This window comes from Streptococcus sp. oral taxon 431 (genome assembly GCF_001553685.1).
GTDB lineage: Bacteria > Bacillota > Bacilli > Lactobacillales > Streptococcaceae > Streptococcus.
The window spans coordinates 1,753,430-1,774,335 of the sequence record NZ_CP014264.1; the positions used below are offsets into that span (position 1 = coordinate 1,753,430).

A 20,906-nucleotide genomic window follows, 5' to 3' on the forward strand; every position below is an offset into this window, starting at 1 on the left:
CAAGAAAACTAATACCTCTATCATAAGTAAAATCTCCTGAAGAATAAATTCTTCAAGAGATTTTAATGAATCTAATTATGAGAAAAGTTCTTCACTAACAAACAGTTTGTTCTTAGTTTTAACTGTATATTACCACCTTACCTATTTACACAATACTGAACTAATTTGGAAAATCTTTGTAAACTAAATCACTATAAAAAATTTTTTAGGTCAATCTATAAATTATTCCTATTTCTTAATAATGCACTATCTCGTCTAACAATTCCAAAAAAAGTTCTGGTCACTCACTAAAACCTTAGAGACTTGAATATCTTGGCATACAATGTCAATTAACATACTTGATAAAGTAATTGTAGCTCGTATCATATTATTTTTCTCTTCAATAAGTCTAATGTCATGTACACTGTGAGACATGAGATTTTCAAAAGGAATATCTTTCATATTGAAATTTCTTGTACCAGCCTCACTTTCCCAACATGTCCAACCAGCATCCGTCTCATAGTCAACCTTAAAACAACGGTAGAAAACTATCTCCCAGCAATACTGATCCGATTTGCCATTTTCAATCTCGATATAGAGTTTACATTCATCCCCGAAAAATGAAACTCTAAAGTCTAACGCATAGGCATCCCAGTAATTTGTACTGTCAATCTGTTCTTGAATTTTTAAAATATTCATTAACTACCTCCATTGTTCCACGGTATATGACCAGCTGGATCTTTTCTACCAACAATTTCTCCATCAATGTTTAATAAATTTTTATTTTCATCATATATATGCATATGAGGATAGGTTGTAACCTTATCTGGAGGATCCAATTTTATCCTGTCTACACCATTTTTCTTAATATGTACAAAACCATTATGCTCATAAACAGCCCATCCGCTATTATCAGGTATAGTACTTTTGATTTCATCAAGAGTCATATTTTGCAATTCCTTAGGAGAAAGCTCATCAATACTCTTCACTACTTTATTAGCATCTTTAACATCATCTACTTTATCCACCACACGAGCAGCATCTGATGCTTTATCAGCTGTCTTCGTAGCTTTCGAAACATCATTGACTGCGTCTACTGCATCAAGTGCTTTCTCAAGTTTCCTTAATTTGCCAGCCTTAGCTATAGGAAAGAAATTACTTGCAATATCAACAGCTAACTCTGCACCTGCCGCCCAACGATTTGCATCTTCGCCCGTTAGTGGATCTTTCCCTGTAACTAAACGTTCTCCATTATTCCAGCCTATTAATTCAGCTGCTATAGTTGGAAGTGTAGCTTTATTTTCTTGGTTAAACTTCGCAAATTTTACATTAGATGCATAGGCATTTTCCTCAGGAGTCATTGGGGGAGCCTTTAGATACTCCTCCAATGTCATTTTATCAATTCGCTCTTTCTGATCCGGTCTAAGTCCATGTCTTGCCGCATCTTCATACTTTCTAAAGTCTGCGACAGATGGAACTTTATTTTCTCCCTTATCGGAGGCACCGGTCGTTTTTGGATCACAGACATGTTTCAATGTGTTTTCTAATGCCGTATTCCAATTCCGATATAGATTTAGACCTTCTCGGATTGTTGGCGAAGACTTGATGCCTGTAGCTATCGCATAGGCAGACTGGATCACTTGTTGGCGCTTAGCTTCTATCTGTGCTGCCACTAGTTGATATTGATGTTGTACATAGTCACTGGCACTATTGTAAGCCGTTTGAACTTTATTCCACTGTCGACTACCCCAATTAACCGCACGATTGTATTGGGTGCTAATCCAGTTAGTCGCATAGTTGAAAGCACTCTTGGTCGTATTCCAAGCTTTGGAGGCGACACTCTTCACACCATTCCAGGTGTTTGAGGCCACTCTTTTCACAGTATTCCAAGTATTAGATGCAACCTTTTTCACACCATTCCATGCATTGGAGGCTGTCTTTTTAACATAGTTCCAGCCTTTTTTGATACTGTTCCAGAAGTGTCCACTCGGGTCGGTGTAGTTGACGGGGTTGTTCTGCACATAGCTGTATCGGTTCTGGCTGAGAGGATCTGTGTCCTCACCTGGGTAGCTATCCTCGGTTAAGAAAGTACCTCCCTGACTATCATAATATCTTGCTCGTAAATAGTCAAGTCCAGTATCGTCACGAGCTTCGCCATTATAGGCGAATGGATTCCCTGTTGTGTCTGTGCTTGTCTTTCTTGCCCCATAGAGGTTATAGCTGCTTGATGCGACAGCTTGTCCATCCTTGGTCAATCCTGTCACAGAGCCTGACTGGTTAGTCAAGTAGTTGTAGCTGTCACCTGTTTGGTTGTTGAGGTAGCTAGCTCGACCCTGACCATAGCTATAGGTCTCTCGTGCCTTGCCATCATGGTCATAGGTTTCAAGGACTTCTGTATGTTCACGATTGACATCGTTGACATAGTTGCGTTCCTCATAGTAGTCGTAGGTATCCTCTCGTGTGGTATAAGGGATCAAGACATCCTGAACCTGACTGGCATAGGTCACTTTTCCCTGTCCAGGTAAGTTACCGAGTTCTGGTGGGTTGACCACGATCCCTTCCTTGGTCGCTCGATCCTTAGCCACTTTCTGGTGATAGGCTCTCGACACATCGTCAAAGATATTGTGCCAGATGCTTCCTACTGTCTGTGGTAGGGTGGATAGGGCTTGGAGGACATTCTGGCTAAAGCCATACCAGAAGAGGGAGTTTTCCTCCCCACTTGGGGCTGTGTATGGCGACTTACGACCTGACTTGCCTCTACCTACATGCGATGCCTGATCACCAGATTGATCTTCCTTAGGTTTGCGTTGGAAGAGTTGATAAGTGTTCTTGCCTTCCTTGCGACTAGCAGTGAAGACACGATTATCATCTCCGTCGTAAAGTGCAGCCATGAGAAGGCCCTTCTTGTCCTTTATCGCAAGTAAGCGGTTCTCTGTGTCGTAGATGTAGTCTAACTTCTCTGAATTCTTCTCAGAAGCGATGCGATTGCCATTCTTGTCGTAGGTATAGGTGATAGTGCCATCTGGACCTTCTAGTTTGGTCAAGCGGTTATGGTCATCGTAGGTAAAGCGTGTCTGGCTCTCCTTGCCATCGACTGTCTCGGTGCTGGTCAGTTTATTGCCGGCTAAGTCATAGGTGTAGAAGAGCTTGGAAAGTTCCTTACCAGCTCCATCCGATACAGTCATGTTTTCCACTTGACCCAGAGTATCGTAGGTATAGCTAGAGGTGGAAGACTTCTCTCCACTTCCTTGTGTCGCTGTAAGCAACTGATCCTTTAGGTCATAGGTGTGACATAAAACTCTCGAAGAAATCCTTCCCCGAGAGTTTTTGCATGTTTCTATCACAACTGTTCAAAATAGAGCAACTAAATGCTAAAAGCCTAAAAATCGGTTAATCTATTCAGAAAAACTTAGTGGCACAATCTCTACATCCCCAAGATTCTCAACTGAGTAACGTTGACTACCATTTTTAAACCAGCGTTCTAGAACAAGATCATAGAGTATGAAGTGAGACTTTTTATTAATCTATTGCGTTTTCACTAATCATCTTTACGTTACCCCAATTTTCAACTGAAAACTGACTAGGATAAGCGGAACACCAATCAGAAATAAGTTAATTTTTCAAAATATCATTTGCAATTTCAGTGTATACTTTTACATCTGATTTGTTTTGAGTTATGTATTGTTCGACTGGATACTCTTTCTTATAATCATCTGAAAATATCCTTATTTTCTGAATTATACGATTTATTATATTAAAAGAAAAGATACAAATACTACAAACCCTCATAGTAATTTTCAATTAATTCATCAAGATTATATAAAGACAAAATTTCATTAAACTCTTTTGAAGTAATCTTGTCAACTTTTAATTCACCTTCTGAATTTATTGCATCAAAACTAGTCGGATACAACGCCACACCTACTTCCAATCAGGATTATCATCATCATGTTGCCAATAAGTTCGATAGTATTCCATTATTGGCCCCCCGTCTGATTTTTATCATTAAAAAGTTGTAATGTTTTTTCAAAATCATTTTTTGAAATTTCTATTACTGTAATTTCCTCACTATCGTTGATAGATTCTAAATCTTCATCGGTAGGAAATTCACCCAACTCAAAGGGAGTATTAGCATCATAATAACTAATTTTTCCATCTAAAAAAATTTCTAGCTTTCTAATCTCATACCCCTGATTATCAACTTCCGAAAATATCCATGTTGCATATTCGAGAGATGACTGCTCCCAATAAGTTCTATAATATTTCATTAGTTTCCTCCTAATTTTCACCATAATTTACAATACGGTTTGTTATATCAAGAGAAGATTCATTAGGAACAAGGTACACTCCTTCTCTTCCTTTTATAACATTTAAACCATTTGTATCAATTTCAAGATAATGAGAAGTTTGCCTGTATTTCCATGGTGTAGCATAAAACTCTCGAGATAATTGACCGTTACTTTTAGAACCTGGAGCAATATCCGTAAAATATTGACCATTACCATAGCGAGCATCTTTAGGATTATTCGCTTTTAACGATGGATTTAGAGTTCCTGTATCTAATATTCCAGCCAACCCTTTCTCGGACGTATAATGATATAAAGTAGATGGTTTATCAACAATATCTGGCTTAGCCTTCGGCTTCTTCGCAAACATTTGGAGATTATCTACTGTCATTGGTAGACGTCCACCTGTAGGCTTTGTCGTCACCACATCAGCCTTAGGAGCTTGAACTGTTTCACTACTACTCCACTGCTGACCTTTACCAGTCGGAACACTAGAATTGTACTTAGCGATCTGTCTACCAGCAACCGCAGCCGTTACATCTTGAATCGGTGCAATCCACGGCACATATGGAGCGATAGCTTTCTCTATATCATTCGCTGGTGTCCCATCTACACGGTAGCCTGTTTCAGCAATATGCTTGTATAGGTTAGTATAGTGATACTTATTCATCTCAGCTACTTTTTGAGCTACCTTAGCATCTTCAATAGCCTTTAATTCTTCATAACGAGAGATGATGTATCTATTTCTAGGTGACCCCTGTGGATTAAAGTAACCTGTGCCTTGATAAGTATTATAGCTTCCTAGAACATTACCATATTTATTTTTAAGTTCACTAAGAGAACTTGAATCAATATTAGCTTTTTCAGAGACTGTTAGTCCATGTCTTGCCGCATCTTCATACTTTTTAAAGTCTGCGACAGATGGAACTTTATTTTCTCCCTTATCGGAGGCACCGGTTGTTTTGGGATCACAGACATGTTTCAATGTGTTTTCTAATGCCGTATTCCAATTCCGATATAGATTTAGACCTTCTCGGATTGTTGGCGAAGACTTGATGCCTGTAGCTATCGAATAGGCAGACCGAACCACTTGTTGGCGCTTAGCTTCTATCTGTGCTGCCACTAGTTGATATTGATGTTGTACATAGTCACTAGCACTATTGTAAGCCGTTTGAACTTTATTCCACTGTCGACTACCCCAATTAACCGCACGATTGTATTGGGTGCTAACCCAGTTAGTCGCGTGGTTGAAAGCACTCTTGGTCGCAGTCCAAGCCGTAGATGCGACACTCTTCACACCATTCCAGGTGTTTGATGCCACTCTTTTCACAGTATTCCAAGTATTAGATGCAACCTTTTTCACACCATTCCATGCATTAGAGGCTGTCTTTTTAACATAGTTCCAGCCTTTTTTGATACTGTTCCAGAAATGCCCACTCGGGTCGGTGTAGTTGACGGGGTTGTTCTGCACATAGCTATAACGGTTCTGGCTGAGAGGATCTGTGTCCTCACCTGGGTAGCTATCCTCGGTTAAGAAAGTACCTCCCTGACTATCATAATACCTTGCTCGTAAATAGTCAAGTCCAGTATCGTCACGAGCTTCGCCATTATAGGCAAATGGCTGACCCGTTGTGTCTGTGCTTGTCTTTCTTGCGCCATAGAGGTTATAACGACTGGATGCCTTATCTCCCCTTCCTTATGTCGCTGTAAGCAACTGTTTCTTTAAGTCATAGGTGTAACATAAAACTCTCGAAGAAGTTCACCCTCGAGAGTTTTATATATGGTTCTACTACAGCTAGATAGGATATTTAAAATATATCACATTCTTAAGTAAGATTTTAAGTGTTATAAAGTGTTTTAATAAACTAGGTTTTCAATGAGAGATTTATATTAATTTTTCAATATCCTTAAATCTATACCAATTCTATTAAAAATTTTTTCACCAGTATTTGAATCTAAGAAATATTTCTTCTCACCTTCGTAAATAAGTACACGTTCTGTTCCAATATGTATTCCAAACCATCTCATCCCTACTTTCTCTGGGACAGCCAACATACTTCAATTATCATCAAGTTCCTTGGATACTTCAATAAATAAATCATTTAGTTCTTCTAAATCAAGATATAAGTTTCTAACACCTACAAGTAATTGAGAAAATGCTTGTCTATCTAATTGATGATTTTCACTTAATGACTCAATAATCCAAGAATTTCCCTTCTCTATCCATTTTAAATGAAGGGGTAAATAATTATTTAAAATATCATCTATATTTTCTAAATTAGTAGAAGATATCTTATTGAAGGTTTGGCTGTCATTTATTAAAGATAAACTTTTACTAATTTTTTTCAATTCTGTTTCTATCGTCACTTTAATCTCCTTCCTTGCCTAATTGCTAATTCTGTTTTAGTTAAGTTGACACTTCCATCTAAATTCAGCACCAAACTTATTTTACCATTCTTATTAAAAACTTCAAAATGATCTTTATGCCTAGCATCCAAATAAAGTTGATCTCCTTTTTTAAGACCATCAATCCCCTTATCAACAACTTCATAAATTGATTGGCCTTGCTGTTGCTTAGAAGTTTTTTTAAGTGAACTTTTTATTTTTGTGCCAAATTCTGTTTTAAAAAATTCACTCATATTATCCACTTTAAGAGGCTTCTTCGCAAACATTTGGAGATTATCTAAGGTCATAGGTAAAAGATTTCCTGACGCCTTATCCACTGCCTTTGCAGCTTTCGAAGCATCTTTAGCTCTATCAGCTGCCTTCGCAGCTTTTGATGCATCATTAATCGCATCTAGGGCTTGCAATCCTTTACTAGCGGCTTTAGCTCCCTTGGCAACTTTACTAGTTTTCAAAGTTACGATATCAGCTAGTAGCCATCCAGCAGCTTCTATGCGACTAGCATTCTCACCTGTTTTAGGATCTTTCCCTGTAGTTAGACGGTATGTATCGTTGACAGAGAAAAACTCTCCGATTATATAAGGTATTTTCTTTAAGCCATCTACTGCATTCTCCCGAACCAGTTTGTTACCAGCTTCAATTTCCTCTTTCGTGCGTATGCCTGTCCCTATACCTGATTTACCATCATAGCTTCTAGACAAGGCTGCAACCGCAGACATATCGCCAGAATTTGCTTTTTTGACGAGTTGTCGTAACTCACTAGCTGTCAGTTTTTTCTTGCTAGCATCATCTTGACCCTTAGTCGTTTTTGGATTACATACATGCTTCAAGGTGTTCTGTAATGCCGTGTTCCAATTACGAAGTAAATTTAATCCTTCCCGGATGGTTGGAGATGACTTGATCCCTGTCGCTAAACCATATTCATAGCGAATTTGTTGGCGACGACGCTGTGCTGCTTGGGCTCTTGCGCGCGCTGCTTGTTGTTGGGCATATGCATAAGAACTTTGTCCTCCGTAACTTCCACCTTGGTAGGTTGCCACATTGGGACCAAAAGCTTGATAATAACTTGCTGGAGCTCGGAAGTTTCGATCGGTTTGAATACGACGATCCGTGTATTCATGTAGTGACACTGCACGACCTAAAGCATCTTGTCCGACAATACTTTGTTGGTAGAAACGTTGTTGGCGCGTATTGATACTACGAGGACGACTTGGTTCGCCTTCACCACCCATCCAGACCATTCTATGCCCACTTGGATCGGTGTAGTTGACAGGGTTGTTCTGCACATAGCTGTATCGGTTCTGGCTGAGAGGGTCTGTGTCCTCACCTGGGTAGCTATCCTCGCTTAAGAAAGTACCTCCCTGACTATCATAATATCTTGCGCGTAAATAGTCAAGTCCAGTATCGTCACGAGCTTCGCCATTATAGGCAAATGGATTGCCTGTTGTGTCGGTGCTTGTCTTTCTTGCCCCATAGAGGTTATAGATAGTTGATGCGACGGCTTGTCCATCCTTGGTCAAGCCTGTCACAGAGCCTGACTGGTTAGTCAAGTAGTTGTAGCTGTCACCTGTTTGGTTGTTGAGGTAGCTAGCTCGACCCTTACCATAGCTAGAGATGAGCTTATTCTGCTTATCTACATGGCGGAGTTCGGTGAGACTAAAAATTTAATCTTTTGATGATTTCATAGCAAAACACCCCAAAGAATTAGACTTTCTAATTAACTTTTGGGGTGCAGTTCAGTTTTTACCAATATTCCTTCAAAAAATATAACCAAATGAAGTTTGATATATCTTTAATAGCCTCTATATCATTAGTTTCAACTCTACTCCTAATCATTCTTTATGATATAGACTTGAAAACTCTTTGCAACTCCTCCTACTACATATTTTTTAGCATCATTTTCCCACCACGGCAAAACATCTTCTTTCAGAATTTCTAAAAACAGCTCCTTCGAAACAAAATCATCTGCTAAGAAAGAATTATAATTGTCAAATACAAAAGCATATTTGTCTGCTTTCAACCAAGATAGATCAGTTAACCAATCTATCAATGAGCTCCAATTATCTGAATCAGGAAGATCCATAGTTTCCTCAAGAAAACTAAATAATTCATTCTTATTGCGAATTTTCTTCCCGTCGAATAGAATTACAAAATCTTCAGAAGATAGTATCTCGTCAATATTTTGTTTTAGTATATAGTGAATTTTATTTTTTATCATTTTTTCTAATCTACTTTATTTGTTTAAACGTTTTATAATGGTCATCTGTGTAGTAAACACTTCCGTCACTTCCTCTTACAAATCTTTCTCCATCTCTCCCTTTAGATGGTAGTTTATTATTGACATCAAACTCCTTATAAGTGATTGGTGAATCATGCTTATCAATATTTGGCAATGAATTATCAGCATTTCTAAATTTTTTTCCTGCTGCAGTTCCCTCTGTCTGCCCTTTAAAACTACCTTCCCATTTTATATCGGAATATTTTTTATATGAATTTTGGACATTAGTCGGTAAATCTGAGTAGTTTATTTTAGGAATACTATCTTTGACTTTATCAACCACACGAGCTGCATCTGACGCATCGTCCACAGCCTTTGCAGCTTTCGAAGCATCTTTAACTCTATCTGCTGCCTTCGCAGCTTTTGATGCATCATTAATCGCATCTAGGGCTTGCAAGCCTGTACTAGCAGCTTTAGCTCCCTTGGCAACTTTACTAGTTTTTAATGTTACGATATCAGCTAGTAGCCATCCAGCTGCTTCTATGCGACTGGCATTCTCACCTGTTTCAGGATCTTTCCCTGTAGTTAGACGGTATGTATCGTTGACTGAGAAAAACTCTCCGATTATATAAGGTATTTTCTTTAAGCCATCTTCCGCATTCTTCCAAACACGTCTATTCCCTGCTGCTATCTCTTCTTTTGTACGCGTGTCTGTTCCTATACCTGATTTACCATCATAGCTTCTAGACAAGGCTGCAACCGCAGACATATCGCCAGAATTTGCTTTTTTGACGAGTTGTCGTAACTCACTAGCTGTCAGTTTTTTCTTGCTAGCATCATCTTGACCCTTAGTCGTTTTTGGATTACATACATGCTTCAAGGTGTTCTGTAATGCCGTATTCCAATTACGAAGTAAATTTAATCCTTCCCGGATGGTTGGAGATGACTTGATCCCTGTCGCTAAACCATATTCATAGCGAATCTGTTGGCGACGGCGCTGTTCTGCTTGGGCTCTTGCGCGCGCTGCTTGTTGTTGGGCATATGCATAAGAACTTTGTCCTCCGTAACTTCCACCCTGATATGTTGCCACATTGGGACCAAAAGCTTGATAATAACTTGCTGGTGCTCGGAAGTTTCGATCGGTTTGAATACGACGATCCGTGTATTCATGTAGTGACACTGCACGACCTAAAGCATCTTGTCCGATAATACTTTGTTGGTAGAAACGTTGTTGGCGCGTATTTATACTACGAGGACGACTTGGTTCGCCTTCACCACCCATCCAGACCATTCTATGCCCACTCGGGTCGGTATAGTTGACGGGGTTGTTCTGCACATAGCTGTAACGGTTCTGGCTGAGAGGATCTGTGTCCTCACCTGGGTAACTATCCTCGGTTAAGAAAGTACCTCCCTGACTATCATAATATCTTGCGCGTAAATAGTCAAGTCCAGTATCGTCACGAGCTTCGCCGTTATAGGCAAATGGATTGCCTGTTGTGTCTGTGCTTGCCTTTCTTGCGCCATAGAGGTTATAGCTGCTTGATGCGACGGCTTGTCCATCCTTGGTCAAGCCTGTCACAGAGCCTGACTGATTGGTCAAATAGTTGTAGCTGTCGCCTGTTTGGTTGTTGAGGTAGCTAGCTCGACCTTTGCCATAACTATAGGTCTCTCGTGCCTTGCCATCATGATCATAGGTTTCAAGGACTTCTGTATGTTCACGATTGACATCGTTGACATAGTTGCGTTCCTCGTAGTAGTTGTAAGTATCCTCTCGTGTGGTGTAAGGGATGAGGACATCCTGAACCTGACTGGCATAGGTTACTTCTCCCTGACCCGGTAAGTTACCGAGTTCTGGTGGATTGACCACGATCCCTTCCTTGGTTGCTCGATCCTTAGCCACTTTCTGGTGATAGGCTCTAGACACATCGTCAAAGATGCTGTTCCAGATGCTTCCTACTGTCTGTGGTAGGGTGGATAGAGCTTGGAGAACATTCTGACTAAAGCCATACCAGAAGAGGGAGTTTTCTTCCCCACTTGGGGCTGTGTATGGCGACTTACGACCTGACTTGCCTCTACCTGCATGCGATGCCTGATCACCAGATTGATCTTCCTTAGGTTTGCGTTGGAAGAGTTGATAGGTGTTCTTGCCTTCCCTGCGACTAGCAGTGAAGACACGATTATCATCTCCGTCGTAAAGTGCAGCCATGAGAAGACCCTTCTTGTCCTTGATCGCAAGCAAGCGGTTCTCGGTGTCGTAGATGTAGTCTAGCTTCTCTGAGTTCTTCTCAGAGGCGATGCGATTGCCATTCTTGTCGTAGGTATAGGTGATAGTGCCATCTGGACCTTCTAGTTTGGTCAAGCGGTTATGGTCATCGTAGGTAAAGCGTGTCTGGCTCTCCTTACCATCGACTGTCTCGGTGCTGGTTAGTTTATTGCCGGCTAAGTCATAGGTGTAGAAGAGCTTGGAAAGTTCCTTACCAGCTCCATCCGATACGGTCATGTTTTCCACTTGACCCAGAGTATCGTAAGTGTAGGTATGGACTAGGGTTTCGCCATCTTGCTTGATGGTTTCTTTGGCAATGTAGCCACCATCATCATACTCATAGCCATAGCTGGAGATGAGTTTGTCCTGCTTGTCCATGTGACGGAGTTCGGTGAGACGGTGAGCCTTGTCATAGGTCAAGAAGCTCTTGGTTCCATCTCCTCGATTAACTTCCGTCAGATCCCCTGCTGTGTTATAGCTATAGCTGGTCTTTTGTCCCTTGACATCTGTCACGGAAGTGAGACGATCCAGTTCATCGTAAGTATAAGAAACTGTGCTACCATCTGGGTAAATCATCTTCGAGATATTGCCATTGGCATCATACTCGTACTGAATCAGGCTACCATCTCCCTGACGAACACCCGTGATCTCGCCTTCTTCGTTGGTCGCGTACTGACTAGTTCCTGTCAGGTCACTCATAGACACCCGACGTCCATCCGCATCATAGGTATAGAGGACTTGCCCATCTTGCTTTTCAGAGTACTCCACCTTGAGCAGTTGATCCAGCTTGTTGTAGTCATAGCTGATGGTTTTCCCATCGGACTTGGTTACTTTTTCGAGCTGGTTATTGACATTATAGGTATAGGTCTCCTTATCTCCGAGACTGGTCATGCGTTCCACTAGATTGGAAAGCTGGTCATAGCTGTAGCTTGTGACCTTGCCATTTCCATTCGTAACCGAAGTGACATTGCCCACACTGTCGTAGGTATAGCTAGAGGTAGAAGCCTTCTCTCCACTTCCTTGTGTCGCTGTAAGCAACTGATCCTTTAAGTCGTAGGTGTAGGTCTTGACACGCTTGCTTCCGGATGTGACACTGGTGAGGTTGCCATTGGCATCATAGGTCATACTTGCGACGCCGCCAGCTTCATCTGTGATTTTCGTGAGATGGTTATCGTGGTCATAGCCATACTTAGTCCACTGGCCTGCCGTATCGCTTTCTGAGGTGAGGCGATTGAGGCTATCATAGGTCCGCTTGGTTACTTGACCGAGAGGATTCGTCTCCTCAAGGAGATTGCCATTTGGGTCATAGGTATAGGTCGTTTCGCGCTTGCCATTGATGGTTCGTTTGGTCACCTGACCGACGGGGTCATAGCTTGATTCCACTGTTCGACCAGTTGGCGTTTTGATCGTTTTTAGTTGATCGAGGGTTGTATAGTCAAAAGTGGTTGTAGCACCTGACGGCTTGGTCAGTTTGGCTAGGTTCCCCGCTTCATCGTAGCTATACTTGGTTTCAAGGTCAAGGGCGTTCTTAGCCGTTAAGAGACGGCCAACCTTGTCATAGCTATAGTGATTGCTTCGATCGGATTGGTCTGTCTCTTGCACCAAGTTTCCAGACACATCATAGCTATAGGTTTTTGATAGCCCCTGTGGACCTGTTTGCTTAGTGAGACGGCCCAAGGCGTCATAGGCATAGGTATAAGCCGCCTCATTTGGTAAGGTGCGTTTGGTCACACGACCATAAAGGTCATTGACATAGTTGGTGCTATGACCGTTAGCATCTGTTTCTTTTGACAAGCTACCTGTAGCGTCATAAGCATACCGATCCTCTCCACCTGTTGGACGTTTCTTACTGCTGACACGGTTCATACTGTCATAGCTGTAAGTCGTTGTATGACCTTCGCCACTTGTTTCACTCAAACGATTCCCCAAAGCATCATAGCTGAAGCTTTGCTTGCTTCCTGTCGGAGCTACTGTTTCGATGATTCGTCCTAATGGGTCGTACTTAAAGGCTGTTGCTTGACCATTTGGATCCGTATAGAGCACCAATTTTTTATTAGCATCATAACCATAGCTACTTGAATGGCCATTGGCATCTGTCATTTTAGAGAGGTTGCCAAGGACATCATATTCGTAAGTAGAGGTATTTCCATCGGCATCCGACTCTGTCACCACTCGGTTGAGAGCATCGTAGCTATACTTGGTTTCACGTTTTAGATGATCGACGGTCTTAAGCAGATTGCCGTTTTGATCATAGTGATAAGTCTTGGTCTTACCTTCTTGGTCGGTTGAGCTTGCGACATTGCCCATGACATCATAGGTGAAGGTTTCGCTGGTCTTATCTGCGTAGACCACCTTAGTCAGTTGGTTGTCACTATTATAGCTATATTGGGTAACCTCACCCAAGCTGTTGATTAAAGTGAGGCGATTTCCTGCCTTATCGTAGGTGTAGGTCTCATTGAGATCCTGATTATCTTTTTTGTTCACTACTCGGTTGGCGGCATCGTAGCTGTACTCTGTTACCAAACCACTAGAATGCGTCTGCTTGATGAGACGATCAAGGGCATCGTATTCTTGTCTTACGGTAGTTCCGTCTGGAAGAGTCACTTCTTCCAGTTGAGCCGTTGAGGTATAGGTCATCTTAGTGACATTGCCATTAGCATCGGTGACCTGAATCGGATAGCCTAGTTCATTATAGGTGTACTGAGTCTTACCACCCAAGGCATCTGTCAACTCTGTCAACTGTTCCATCTGGTTGTAGGCCATCTTAGTGACATTGCCTAAACCATCTGTAATACTGGAAACTTGATTTTGGCCTGTATAAGTCGTGCTAGCAGTATAGCCTGCCGCATCTGTTAGGCTATTTTGATTGCCATTGGCATCATAGGTCATGCTGGTGCGGTGACCCAAGGCATTGGTCGTTGCGATCAGGCGCCCTGCCTTACTATATTCATAAGTCGTTTCTTTTCCAAGGGCGTCTGTCATGGACAGGATATTCCCCATCGCATCCAACACATATGAAACACTGCTACCATCTGGGTAGGTAACACCTGTCACATTTCCCGCAGCATCATAGGTATAGCTGGTAGTCTTTTTCTCTTTGGTTTCACTGAGTTTATTACCGACACTGTCATAGGTGTAGGTCACTCTCTGACCTGCTTCATCGGTGTAAGAGAGCACACGCCCCATGATATCATAAGTAGTTTCTGCCTTTGTACCGATTGGATAAGAAACTGAGGTTATATTTCCTGCCGCGTCATAAGTGTTTTGAGTAACTTGACCTAAAGCATCTGTGATGGTTTTAACGGCATTGTTTCTATCATCATAAGTCAAGCTACTACTATTACCTGCTTCATTGGTTCGAGTGACAATTCGACCCAACGCATCACGAGTAACGGTAGTTGCTTGCCCTGAAGCATTGGTTTCTGTTAGGAAACGACCCTTGCTATCATATGTATAGCTAGTAGCGTGTCCTTCTGCATCAGTCACGGAAAGCTGGTTTCCAACACCATCATAAGTGTAGCTATAGGTTCCACCTTCTCCATTCGAAGCACCGACTTTACGGCCGAAACCATCATAGGTGAAGGTAGTCGTGTTACCATTGCCTTCTGTCACAGCTGTCACTTGACCTGCCTTATCAAAAGTATGGCTCGTCCCAACACCATCGGCATCTTTTTCGCTAAGCTTGCGACCTTCTGCATCATAGGTAAAGGTCTTGGTCCCACCGAGAGGATTCGTAATGCTAGTGACTTGATTGTGTGCATTATAGGTAAAGGTTGATACGCCTCCCAAAGGATTAGTGAGGCTTACCAGATTCGCACCTTGATAGGCAAAAGAAGTTGTATGCCCCGCCGCATCTGTTGTAGACAAGATGCGTCCTTGCTGATCGACAGTATAGGTAATCTTAGACCCATCTGGCAATGTTGTCTGGATTAGATTACCATTCGCATCATAGTTATGTGCTGTTGATGCACCACTAAAATCAGTCAAAGACAGAAGATGATTCTTCTCATCATAGCTAGAAGTTTTTACCGCACCATCAAAACGCGTTTCTGTCAAGGTATTGCCATTGCTGTCATAGGTGTAGCGAGTTGTTTGCCCCGCTTCATTCGTCACGCTTGACAGACGGTTGTTTTCATCATACGTTTTTGAGACACTAGTTCCATCTGCATAGCGAATGCCAGTTGTGCGATATTGCTCATCGTAAGTATATACGGTTTGATCGCCATTTCCATCGGTAGTGATTGTCTGACCTTCACTATAAGAAAGAGTTGAAACAGCACCTGCACCATCTGTTTGCTTGATGACACGATTTTCCTCATCGTACTCGTTTTGGATAACCTTGGTGCCATTTCCATCATACCAGGCTGTCATACGTCCCTTATCGTCATATTCATAACGAGTAGGAACACCTGTCGCATCCGTATAGGTAATCAAATGACCATTCGTGTCATATTCATAGGTCAAAGTTGAGCCATTAGGGATTTGAATCGCACCAATATAACCATCTGTATTATAGGTGATACTATAAACCAAGCCTGTAGGAGAGGTAATCTTGACCAGCTGGTAATTTTCATTATAATCAAAGCTTGTTTTATTACCTTTTTCATCCGTCTGGCTCGTTAAAAGACCGTAATAGTTGAAAATTTTCTCTTGATGGTTGTGATCGACAATTCGGTATTCCTTAACATCGTAGTCTTCTTTTTCGTCTCCACCAAAGTCACCTTTCTTTGTTTCAACTGTTTTTACTTCGAGAGTGAGATCATAACCGCTTGGAGCACGATAGCCATCTCCATCCTTCGCAAACTTAAGGATAGAACCGTCTGTACGAGTATAGTAGAGATTTTGATCTTCATCGCTTGATAACTGCTCATTAAAGGCAAATGACCAACCACGTCCAAATAGACTATTGATACCTGCTGCTTTGGAATTATAGGCGCGAGTAATTTCAAACTTGCCGTCAACATCAGTGATAGAAACATCTGTTCGATCTAGGTAGAAATTCCCCGTGTTTAGATTGATTGGCTCAAATCCAAATTCACAGTGAAGGCCACGCCCCATTAAAAGCCTGTCTATTTCCGACTTTGTATTGGATGTCAAAGCTGGTGGATTATAAGGTTTATCGGCATTCTTTCTTGGATTACGAATAAATAGGGTGTTATTTTGCACAAGCATCATATCTTGGATACGATTATCGTAAGCAAGTTGATTGAGCGGTACTCCATAGTATGCCGCAATCTTTGGAAGTGTATCAAACTGGGTAACTTTGTAAATCAAGAAAGTATCACTTGATTTTTTACCACTAGTTTGACTATCCTTTTTACTCTCTGCGTCAATCGTATAAACCTTGTTTAGTTCAGGTTCTGTGAAAGGCACCTGAGTCTGCCAGTTTGAAAGTTTATCTTTATATTTGGTCGTTCCTTTTTCAAATGCTGCATCAAAGGAACTACTATCAGGGTATTTGTAAGAAAAACTTGCAGGGCTTTGTCCCTTGTAGTCTTTCGCAGTATCACTAAGATTGTAATCAACCTGAGCACCCGGCGTTGTCAGACCATCCGCAAAGACTCCCTGAAATTGCAATTTTCCTTTCTTATCTGTCTTCACCATTGTCCGAAGATTGATAGTTGTGTTCCCTATTGGATAATTGACATCAACTGGATCTGGAACGGACCAATTAATCGTCAAACTTGGAGCCTTGTCTGGAGTAAACCCAATCTGTCCTGCATTTTCTGCCGTCGCTTCAGTTGTATAGAAAGCACCACCATCTGAGCCTTCGTCGGTTGCAGCTACAACTAGGCCATAGTTTGGTTCCAAACCTTGAACCCATGCATTTACAGTCTCACGGATATCAAAGTTATGCATTCCAATCTTCTTACCACTGGTCGCATTCTTTCCTGCGATTTCCATATCAAGGCCCACAGAAGTATCCCATGTGAGGTTATTGATATCAAAGTCTTGTTTCAAGCGATAAGCTGCAAACTGGGTTGATTGAGAATCTGGTGCCGTATATTCATAGATGTTTAGACTCGCACTATCAATACGCGCTTCCTTAGGAATACTCTTTTGAAAATCGTAATTAATCTTAAAGTACATCCTTGCACGTCCGATGTCACGAACACCTGGAACACCCGTCATTCCGATCATTTCGGCTGTTAGATATCCAACATACCCATAAGAATAACCTTGATATTGCCCATGTACAGATGAGGTAACAATGTCAAGAATTTTTTCTCGTGGAACTGTTACAGTTGGGTCTATCCTAACAGGATACTTACGTTCAGAAGCAGACAACCACTCTTTACTAGCTGTGACTGTCACTTCATGACGCCCATCCCCTTTTTTCAATCCAAGGGTTAAGGCATTACTTGTAGCGCCTACACTATCCACCATCATTGGGGCAGTTAGTACAAAGAGGATCTTCGTTTTCCCCTTTTCACGGACAAGGATTTGATTGTCTTTCAAAGAAACATCATACTTAGATGCATCCAAACCATAAGTAAAGGAGTTCTTCCCACCCCACTCGGCTAAAATGATTTCTTCTTTGACTCCATTAGACTGTACCGTATATTGCACATCTGTTTTGCCATCAACATTGTTGTATAAGATCGCATTCTTTTCTACAGTTGCTTGTTCATATGTTTTATCAAGCGGATACAAAGAAATTTTATCATCCTTATGTGTAATATCAATGGGAGTCTCTTTCTTAACTTCGCTCGGGAGAACCACACCTACTGGAGATTCTTTGGGTAGATAATAATGCTTCCCATTAGCATGATAAGAATAAAGAGATAAATCTACAGGAACTTCTACCCCTTCTTTATCAATATATGTTTTGATATCACTACCAATATGCGTCACAAAGTGAGTATCATCAACCCGAAACAGTTGTTCTTGCCCACTAACCGCTACTGGTGCGCCGTATTGTTTTTTCAGTTCTGCCTCTGCCTTACTCTCTCCATTGACCACTTTGGGTTGTTGAAGGGCATCTCCTCCATCTTTTACTGGTTTTGAAGCATCAGCACTTGTCGAACCTTCCGTATTTGCATTTTCAGAACCAACAGTCTGGATACTCGCCTCTGTAACAGCTTTTTTATAAGCTTCCTCAGCCTGGCCTTGTTTAATTGCTTGGTTTATTTCTTCCGCATAGATCAACGGCATGTTAGAAACAAATAAACTCAGCAATAATAACCACTGTATGGACTTACGCAGTCTTTTCATCGGTATTCTCCTTTGTAAGATAAATAAAATAATAAAGTGTAAAAATTAATATTAGAGCATCAACGATTGATAAAACAAATGAACCTAGTATTGAAAACAAGATAGCAAGAGCTATACAACAGGCAACAAGAATCGTTGATACTAGAACAGGTAGTCGCAACTGCTCTAACCTATTTTTAATTGGTAAAGCTTTGTAAATACTCACCAGGCTATAGGATAAGATTACTTTAAGAAACGTTTGGATAATGGTAGTAAAAGCCCAGATAGTAATCTTGACATGGTCATACTCCATACTCGTATGATCGTATAAAATTTGGCCAAACCCTCCGATGAGGATACCACATAAAATCGCACTGAGTATGTAAGCTAAAAGGGTACGATTTAAACGCTTATCTACACAGTACTGCCTATAGAACCAGATCGCTATCGGAAGGACAAGACCCGATCCTATGATTAAAAACAATAGGCTAAGTGAGGTCAGAATGAGCGATAATCCTTCTTCAACTACCATAGGAGAGATAGCTCCTTTATATAAAAATCGTTGACCTAGTCCCAAACACAGTAGGCCAGTAGCTAGTCTCCAAAATCTAGAAAATCTTAGTGCTTTCATCATTTATTTGTCCTTTCTTTGACACTTTTTAAGCGGGCTGTAACTACAAAACGTTGATCATTTTTAAAAGCATCACAAGTTGATAAGATTAAAAATCGATCTTTCTGAGGATTTATGTCTATCTTACGATAGGCTCCTCCATAGTCCAACGATCTTGTTTTCAATGTTTCTAAATAATATCCAAGTCCTTCTAGACTCCCTAATTCGAATGTATGAAAAAGATGATCATCTGTATAAGAGTGAGCTGCCATCACCTCATATTCAAAATGTTGAGTCAAGGTGTCAATCGTAATACGTTCATGCTCCTTAAAAAAAGCTGGCTTCGCAAAATAATCTAAAGACCCAAACATCGAATCATCTAACATCGCATGTCCGTAGATAATCGTGACAGGATCTTCAAATGTTTTTTTGTTAACCAGCTCTGTAAATATAGCTCCATAAGAGGTCTCTTCACCATCTATATCGTGAGAAAGGTAATAAGCATCATCCCTTGGATGTTGAGCGACTGGGTAATCAATCCGAGTCCCTTCAACTGTTAGCCAAGCAAAAACATCTGGATTCTTATGAAACTTCTTCTCAACTGAGTTTTGAGAATGTTGTTCCACAGCCATCTGTTCAAAGCCATCTAAGACCTTTAAACCTAAAAATAAAACCATAATTATTATAATTAGTGATAAACTAAACTTCAAAATTTTCATATAATCGCTCCTGTGATATCATTATATCAGACAAACACTGGCTTTGTAAACGCAATTTTTTATAAAGTGTCTTTTGGTTACCATATTTAGGAAAATGTACTGTTATAAAATCAAATCCAATAGAGAAGATAGGTTCGTCTAATATACTAGAATCACAAAGACTCTATAATAAATGATAGATATGTTTATTTTTTATTCTGACCAAAATTATTCATACAAACTCTGATCTCAAATTTATGCATCAGAAAGATTTAAAGCTTATTGAAAGAGTTTGTTGCAGGTGAAATGCGACTAAATCCAATTTTTTTATAAATCTTTACAAGATAAAAATTCAAAAAAACCCTTGCTACAAATCTGTAAACATTCATTAAGCTAGTTCAATTGACTTAAAAAATACTCAATTAACCATTTGGACGAATTTGTCACATTGTGCTTGATATTGCAAAAATTTCTCATTCCTTTTCTTTTCAAAAATTCCGACTTATGATAAGATAGGCTGGTATGCGTTTAGATAAATTATTAGCCCAGGAAAAAATCAGTCGAAAAGCCATGAAACAGGCTCTTTTGAAAAAAGAAATTTTAGTTGATGGACTCCCTGCTAGTTCCCTTGCACAGAATGTTGATACAGGACTTCAAGAACTGATGTTCCAAGGCAGAAGAATTCAAGGATACGAACACACCTACCTCATGCTCCGTAAGCCAAATGGAGCCGTAACTGCAAGCAAGGATAAGAAACTCCCAACGGTCATGGACCTCCTTCCTCAGCATCTCCAGTCTGACCAACTCTACGCCATCGGTCGTCTGGATCGGGATACGACAGGACTCCTCCTCTTAACGGACAATGGGCCTCTAGGTTTTCAACTCCTCCATCCTCAATACCATGTCGATAAAACTTACCAAGTAGAGGTCAATGGGCCACTAACTCCCGACCATATTCAAGAGTTTAAAGATGGGATTGTCTTTCTTGATGGAACTATCTGTAAACCTGCTCAACTTGAGATTTTATCCTCAAGTCCTAGTCTCAGCAAAGCCACTATCACCATATCTGAAGGAAAGTTTCATCAAGTCAAAAAAATGTTCCTCTCTGTCGGTGTCAAGGTAACTGCTCTCAAACGAGTTCAATTCGGGAATTTTATATTGGACCCTAAGCTAGCAGAAGGTGAGTTCCGACTTCTGAACAAAGAAGAATTACAGGTTATAAAAAATTATTTAGAAAACAGTGGATAAAACAAAA

Annotated in this window: 14 protein-coding genes and 1 pseudogene; 1 reads left to right on the forward strand and 14 read right to left on the reverse strand. The window is 40.8% G+C overall.

Annotation, left to right across the window (positions count from 1 at the left end; all coding sequences use genetic code 11):
* Positions 1–255 precede the first annotated feature (255 nt).
* The 14 genes and pseudogenes from AXE83_RS08225 to AXE83_RS08270 form a co-directional block, all read right to left on the reverse strand.
* Positions 256–678 (reverse strand): hypothetical protein, encoded by a 423-nt coding sequence (locus AXE83_RS08225; protein ID WP_060956100.1) that lies wholly within the window; start codon positions 676–678, stop codon positions 256–258.
* Complete coding sequence (locus AXE83_RS08230) at positions 678–3,245, reverse strand: RHS repeat-associated core domain-containing protein (protein ID WP_060956101.1); 2,568 nt, start codon at positions 3,243–3,245, stop codon at positions 678–680. The genes AXE83_RS08225 and AXE83_RS08230 overlap by 1 nt, the downstream gene beginning before the upstream one ends.
* Positions 3,246–3,374: 129 nt before the next feature.
* A complete protein-coding gene (locus AXE83_RS11065; protein WP_223299875.1) occupies positions 3,375–3,503 on the reverse strand; it encodes a TipC family immunity protein in 129 nt (42 codons plus the stop codon).
* Positions 3,504–3,754: 251 nt separating this feature from the next.
* The gene (locus tag AXE83_RS11275) at positions 3,755–3,898 is read right to left on the reverse strand and encodes a hypothetical protein (RefSeq protein WP_190279311.1); all 144 of its coding nucleotides are present in this window, start codon (positions 3,896–3,898) and stop codon (positions 3,755–3,757) included.
* Between the two features lie 58 nt (positions 3,899–3,956).
* The gene (locus AXE83_RS08235) at positions 3,957–4,247 is read right to left on the reverse strand and encodes a DUF6881 domain-containing protein (protein WP_060956102.1); all 291 of its coding nucleotides are present in this window, start codon (positions 4,245–4,247) and stop codon (positions 3,957–3,959) included.
* A 10-nt stretch (positions 4,248–4,257) separates the two neighbouring features.
* Entirely contained in the window at positions 4,258–5,736 is a 1,479-nt protein-coding gene (locus AXE83_RS11500; protein ID WP_083501007.1) for an HYD1 signature containing ADP-ribosyltransferase family protein, read from the reverse strand.
* An 18-nt stretch (positions 5,737–5,754) separates the two neighbouring features.
* Positions 5,755–5,874: pseudogene (locus AXE83_RS11795) on the reverse strand (hypothetical protein); the annotation flags it as partial.
* Between the two features lie 281 nt (positions 5,875–6,155).
* Positions 6,156–6,293: a hypothetical protein gene (locus AXE83_RS11290; protein WP_190279312.1), complete on the reverse strand. Its 138-nt coding sequence runs from the start codon at positions 6,291–6,293 to the stop codon at positions 6,156–6,158.
* Between the two features lie 30 nt (positions 6,294–6,323).
* Complete coding sequence (locus AXE83_RS08245; RefSeq protein WP_060956103.1) at positions 6,324–6,632, reverse strand: hypothetical protein; 309 nt, start codon at positions 6,630–6,632, stop codon at positions 6,324–6,326.
* Positions 6,629–8,218: an RHS repeat-associated core domain-containing protein gene (locus AXE83_RS10695; protein WP_083501008.1), complete on the reverse strand. Its 1,590-nt coding sequence runs from the start codon at positions 8,216–8,218 to the stop codon at positions 6,629–6,631. The genes AXE83_RS08245 and AXE83_RS10695 overlap by 4 nt, the downstream gene beginning before the upstream one ends.
* 278 nt (positions 8,219–8,496) lie before the next feature.
* Positions 8,497–8,886: a barstar family protein gene (locus AXE83_RS08255; RefSeq protein WP_223299856.1), complete on the reverse strand. Its 390-nt coding sequence runs from the start codon at positions 8,884–8,886 to the stop codon at positions 8,497–8,499.
* 10 nt (positions 8,887–8,896) lie between these two features.
* Positions 8,897–18,364: a DNRLRE domain-containing protein gene (locus AXE83_RS08260; protein WP_083501009.1), complete on the reverse strand. Its 9,468-nt coding sequence runs from the start codon at positions 18,362–18,364 to the stop codon at positions 8,897–8,899.
* Positions 18,348–18,875, reverse strand: coding sequence for a hypothetical protein (locus tag AXE83_RS08265; protein ID WP_223299857.1), 528 nt, complete (start codon positions 18,873–18,875; stop codon positions 18,348–18,350). Before AXE83_RS08265 ends, AXE83_RS08260 begins: the two co-directional genes overlap by 17 nt.
* 98 nt (positions 18,876–18,973) lie before the next feature.
* Positions 18,974–19,672 carry a class B sortase gene (locus tag AXE83_RS08270; protein WP_060956105.1) on the reverse strand — a complete coding sequence of 233 codons (699 nt, stop codon included), beginning with the start codon at positions 19,670–19,672 and terminating at the stop codon, positions 18,974–18,976.
* A 501-nt stretch (positions 19,673–20,173) separates the two neighbouring features.
* On the opposite strand from AXE83_RS08270, the gene AXE83_RS08275 reads away from it, so the two are divergent.
* Positions 20,174–20,899 (forward strand): pseudouridine synthase, encoded by a 726-nt coding sequence (locus tag AXE83_RS08275; protein ID WP_060956106.1) that lies wholly within the window; start codon positions 20,174–20,176, stop codon positions 20,897–20,899.
* Positions 20,900–20,906 lie beyond the last annotated feature (7 nt).

Coding starts and splice junctions, on each gene's coding strand:
- AXE83_RS11290 (WP_190279312.1), bottom strand. CDS start 6,293: ATGAGATGGTTTGGAATACATATTGGAACAGAACGTGTACTTATTTAC.
- AXE83_RS08255 (WP_223299856.1), bottom strand. CDS start 8,886: ATGATAAAAAATAAAATTCACTATATACTAAAACAAAATATTGACGAG.
- AXE83_RS08225 (WP_060956100.1), bottom strand. CDS start 678: ATGAATATTTTAAAAATTCAAGAACAGATTGACAGTACAAATTACTGG.
- AXE83_RS08265 (WP_223299857.1), bottom strand. CDS start 18,875: ATGGTAGTTGAAGAAGGATTATCGCTCATTCTGACCTCACTTAGCCTA.
- AXE83_RS08260 (WP_083501009.1), bottom strand. CDS start 18,364: ATGAAAAGACTGCGTAAGTCCATACAGTGGTTATTATTGCTGAGTTTA.
- AXE83_RS08275 (WP_060956106.1), top strand. CDS start 20,174: ATGCGTTTAGATAAATTATTAGCCCAGGAAAAAATCAGTCGAAAAGCC.
- AXE83_RS08235 (WP_060956102.1), bottom strand. CDS start 4,247: ATGAAATATTATAGAACTTATTGGGAGCAGTCATCTCTCGAATATGCA.
- AXE83_RS08270 (WP_060956105.1), bottom strand. CDS start 19,672: ATGAAAATTTTGAAGTTTAGTTTATCACTAATTATAATAATTATGGTT.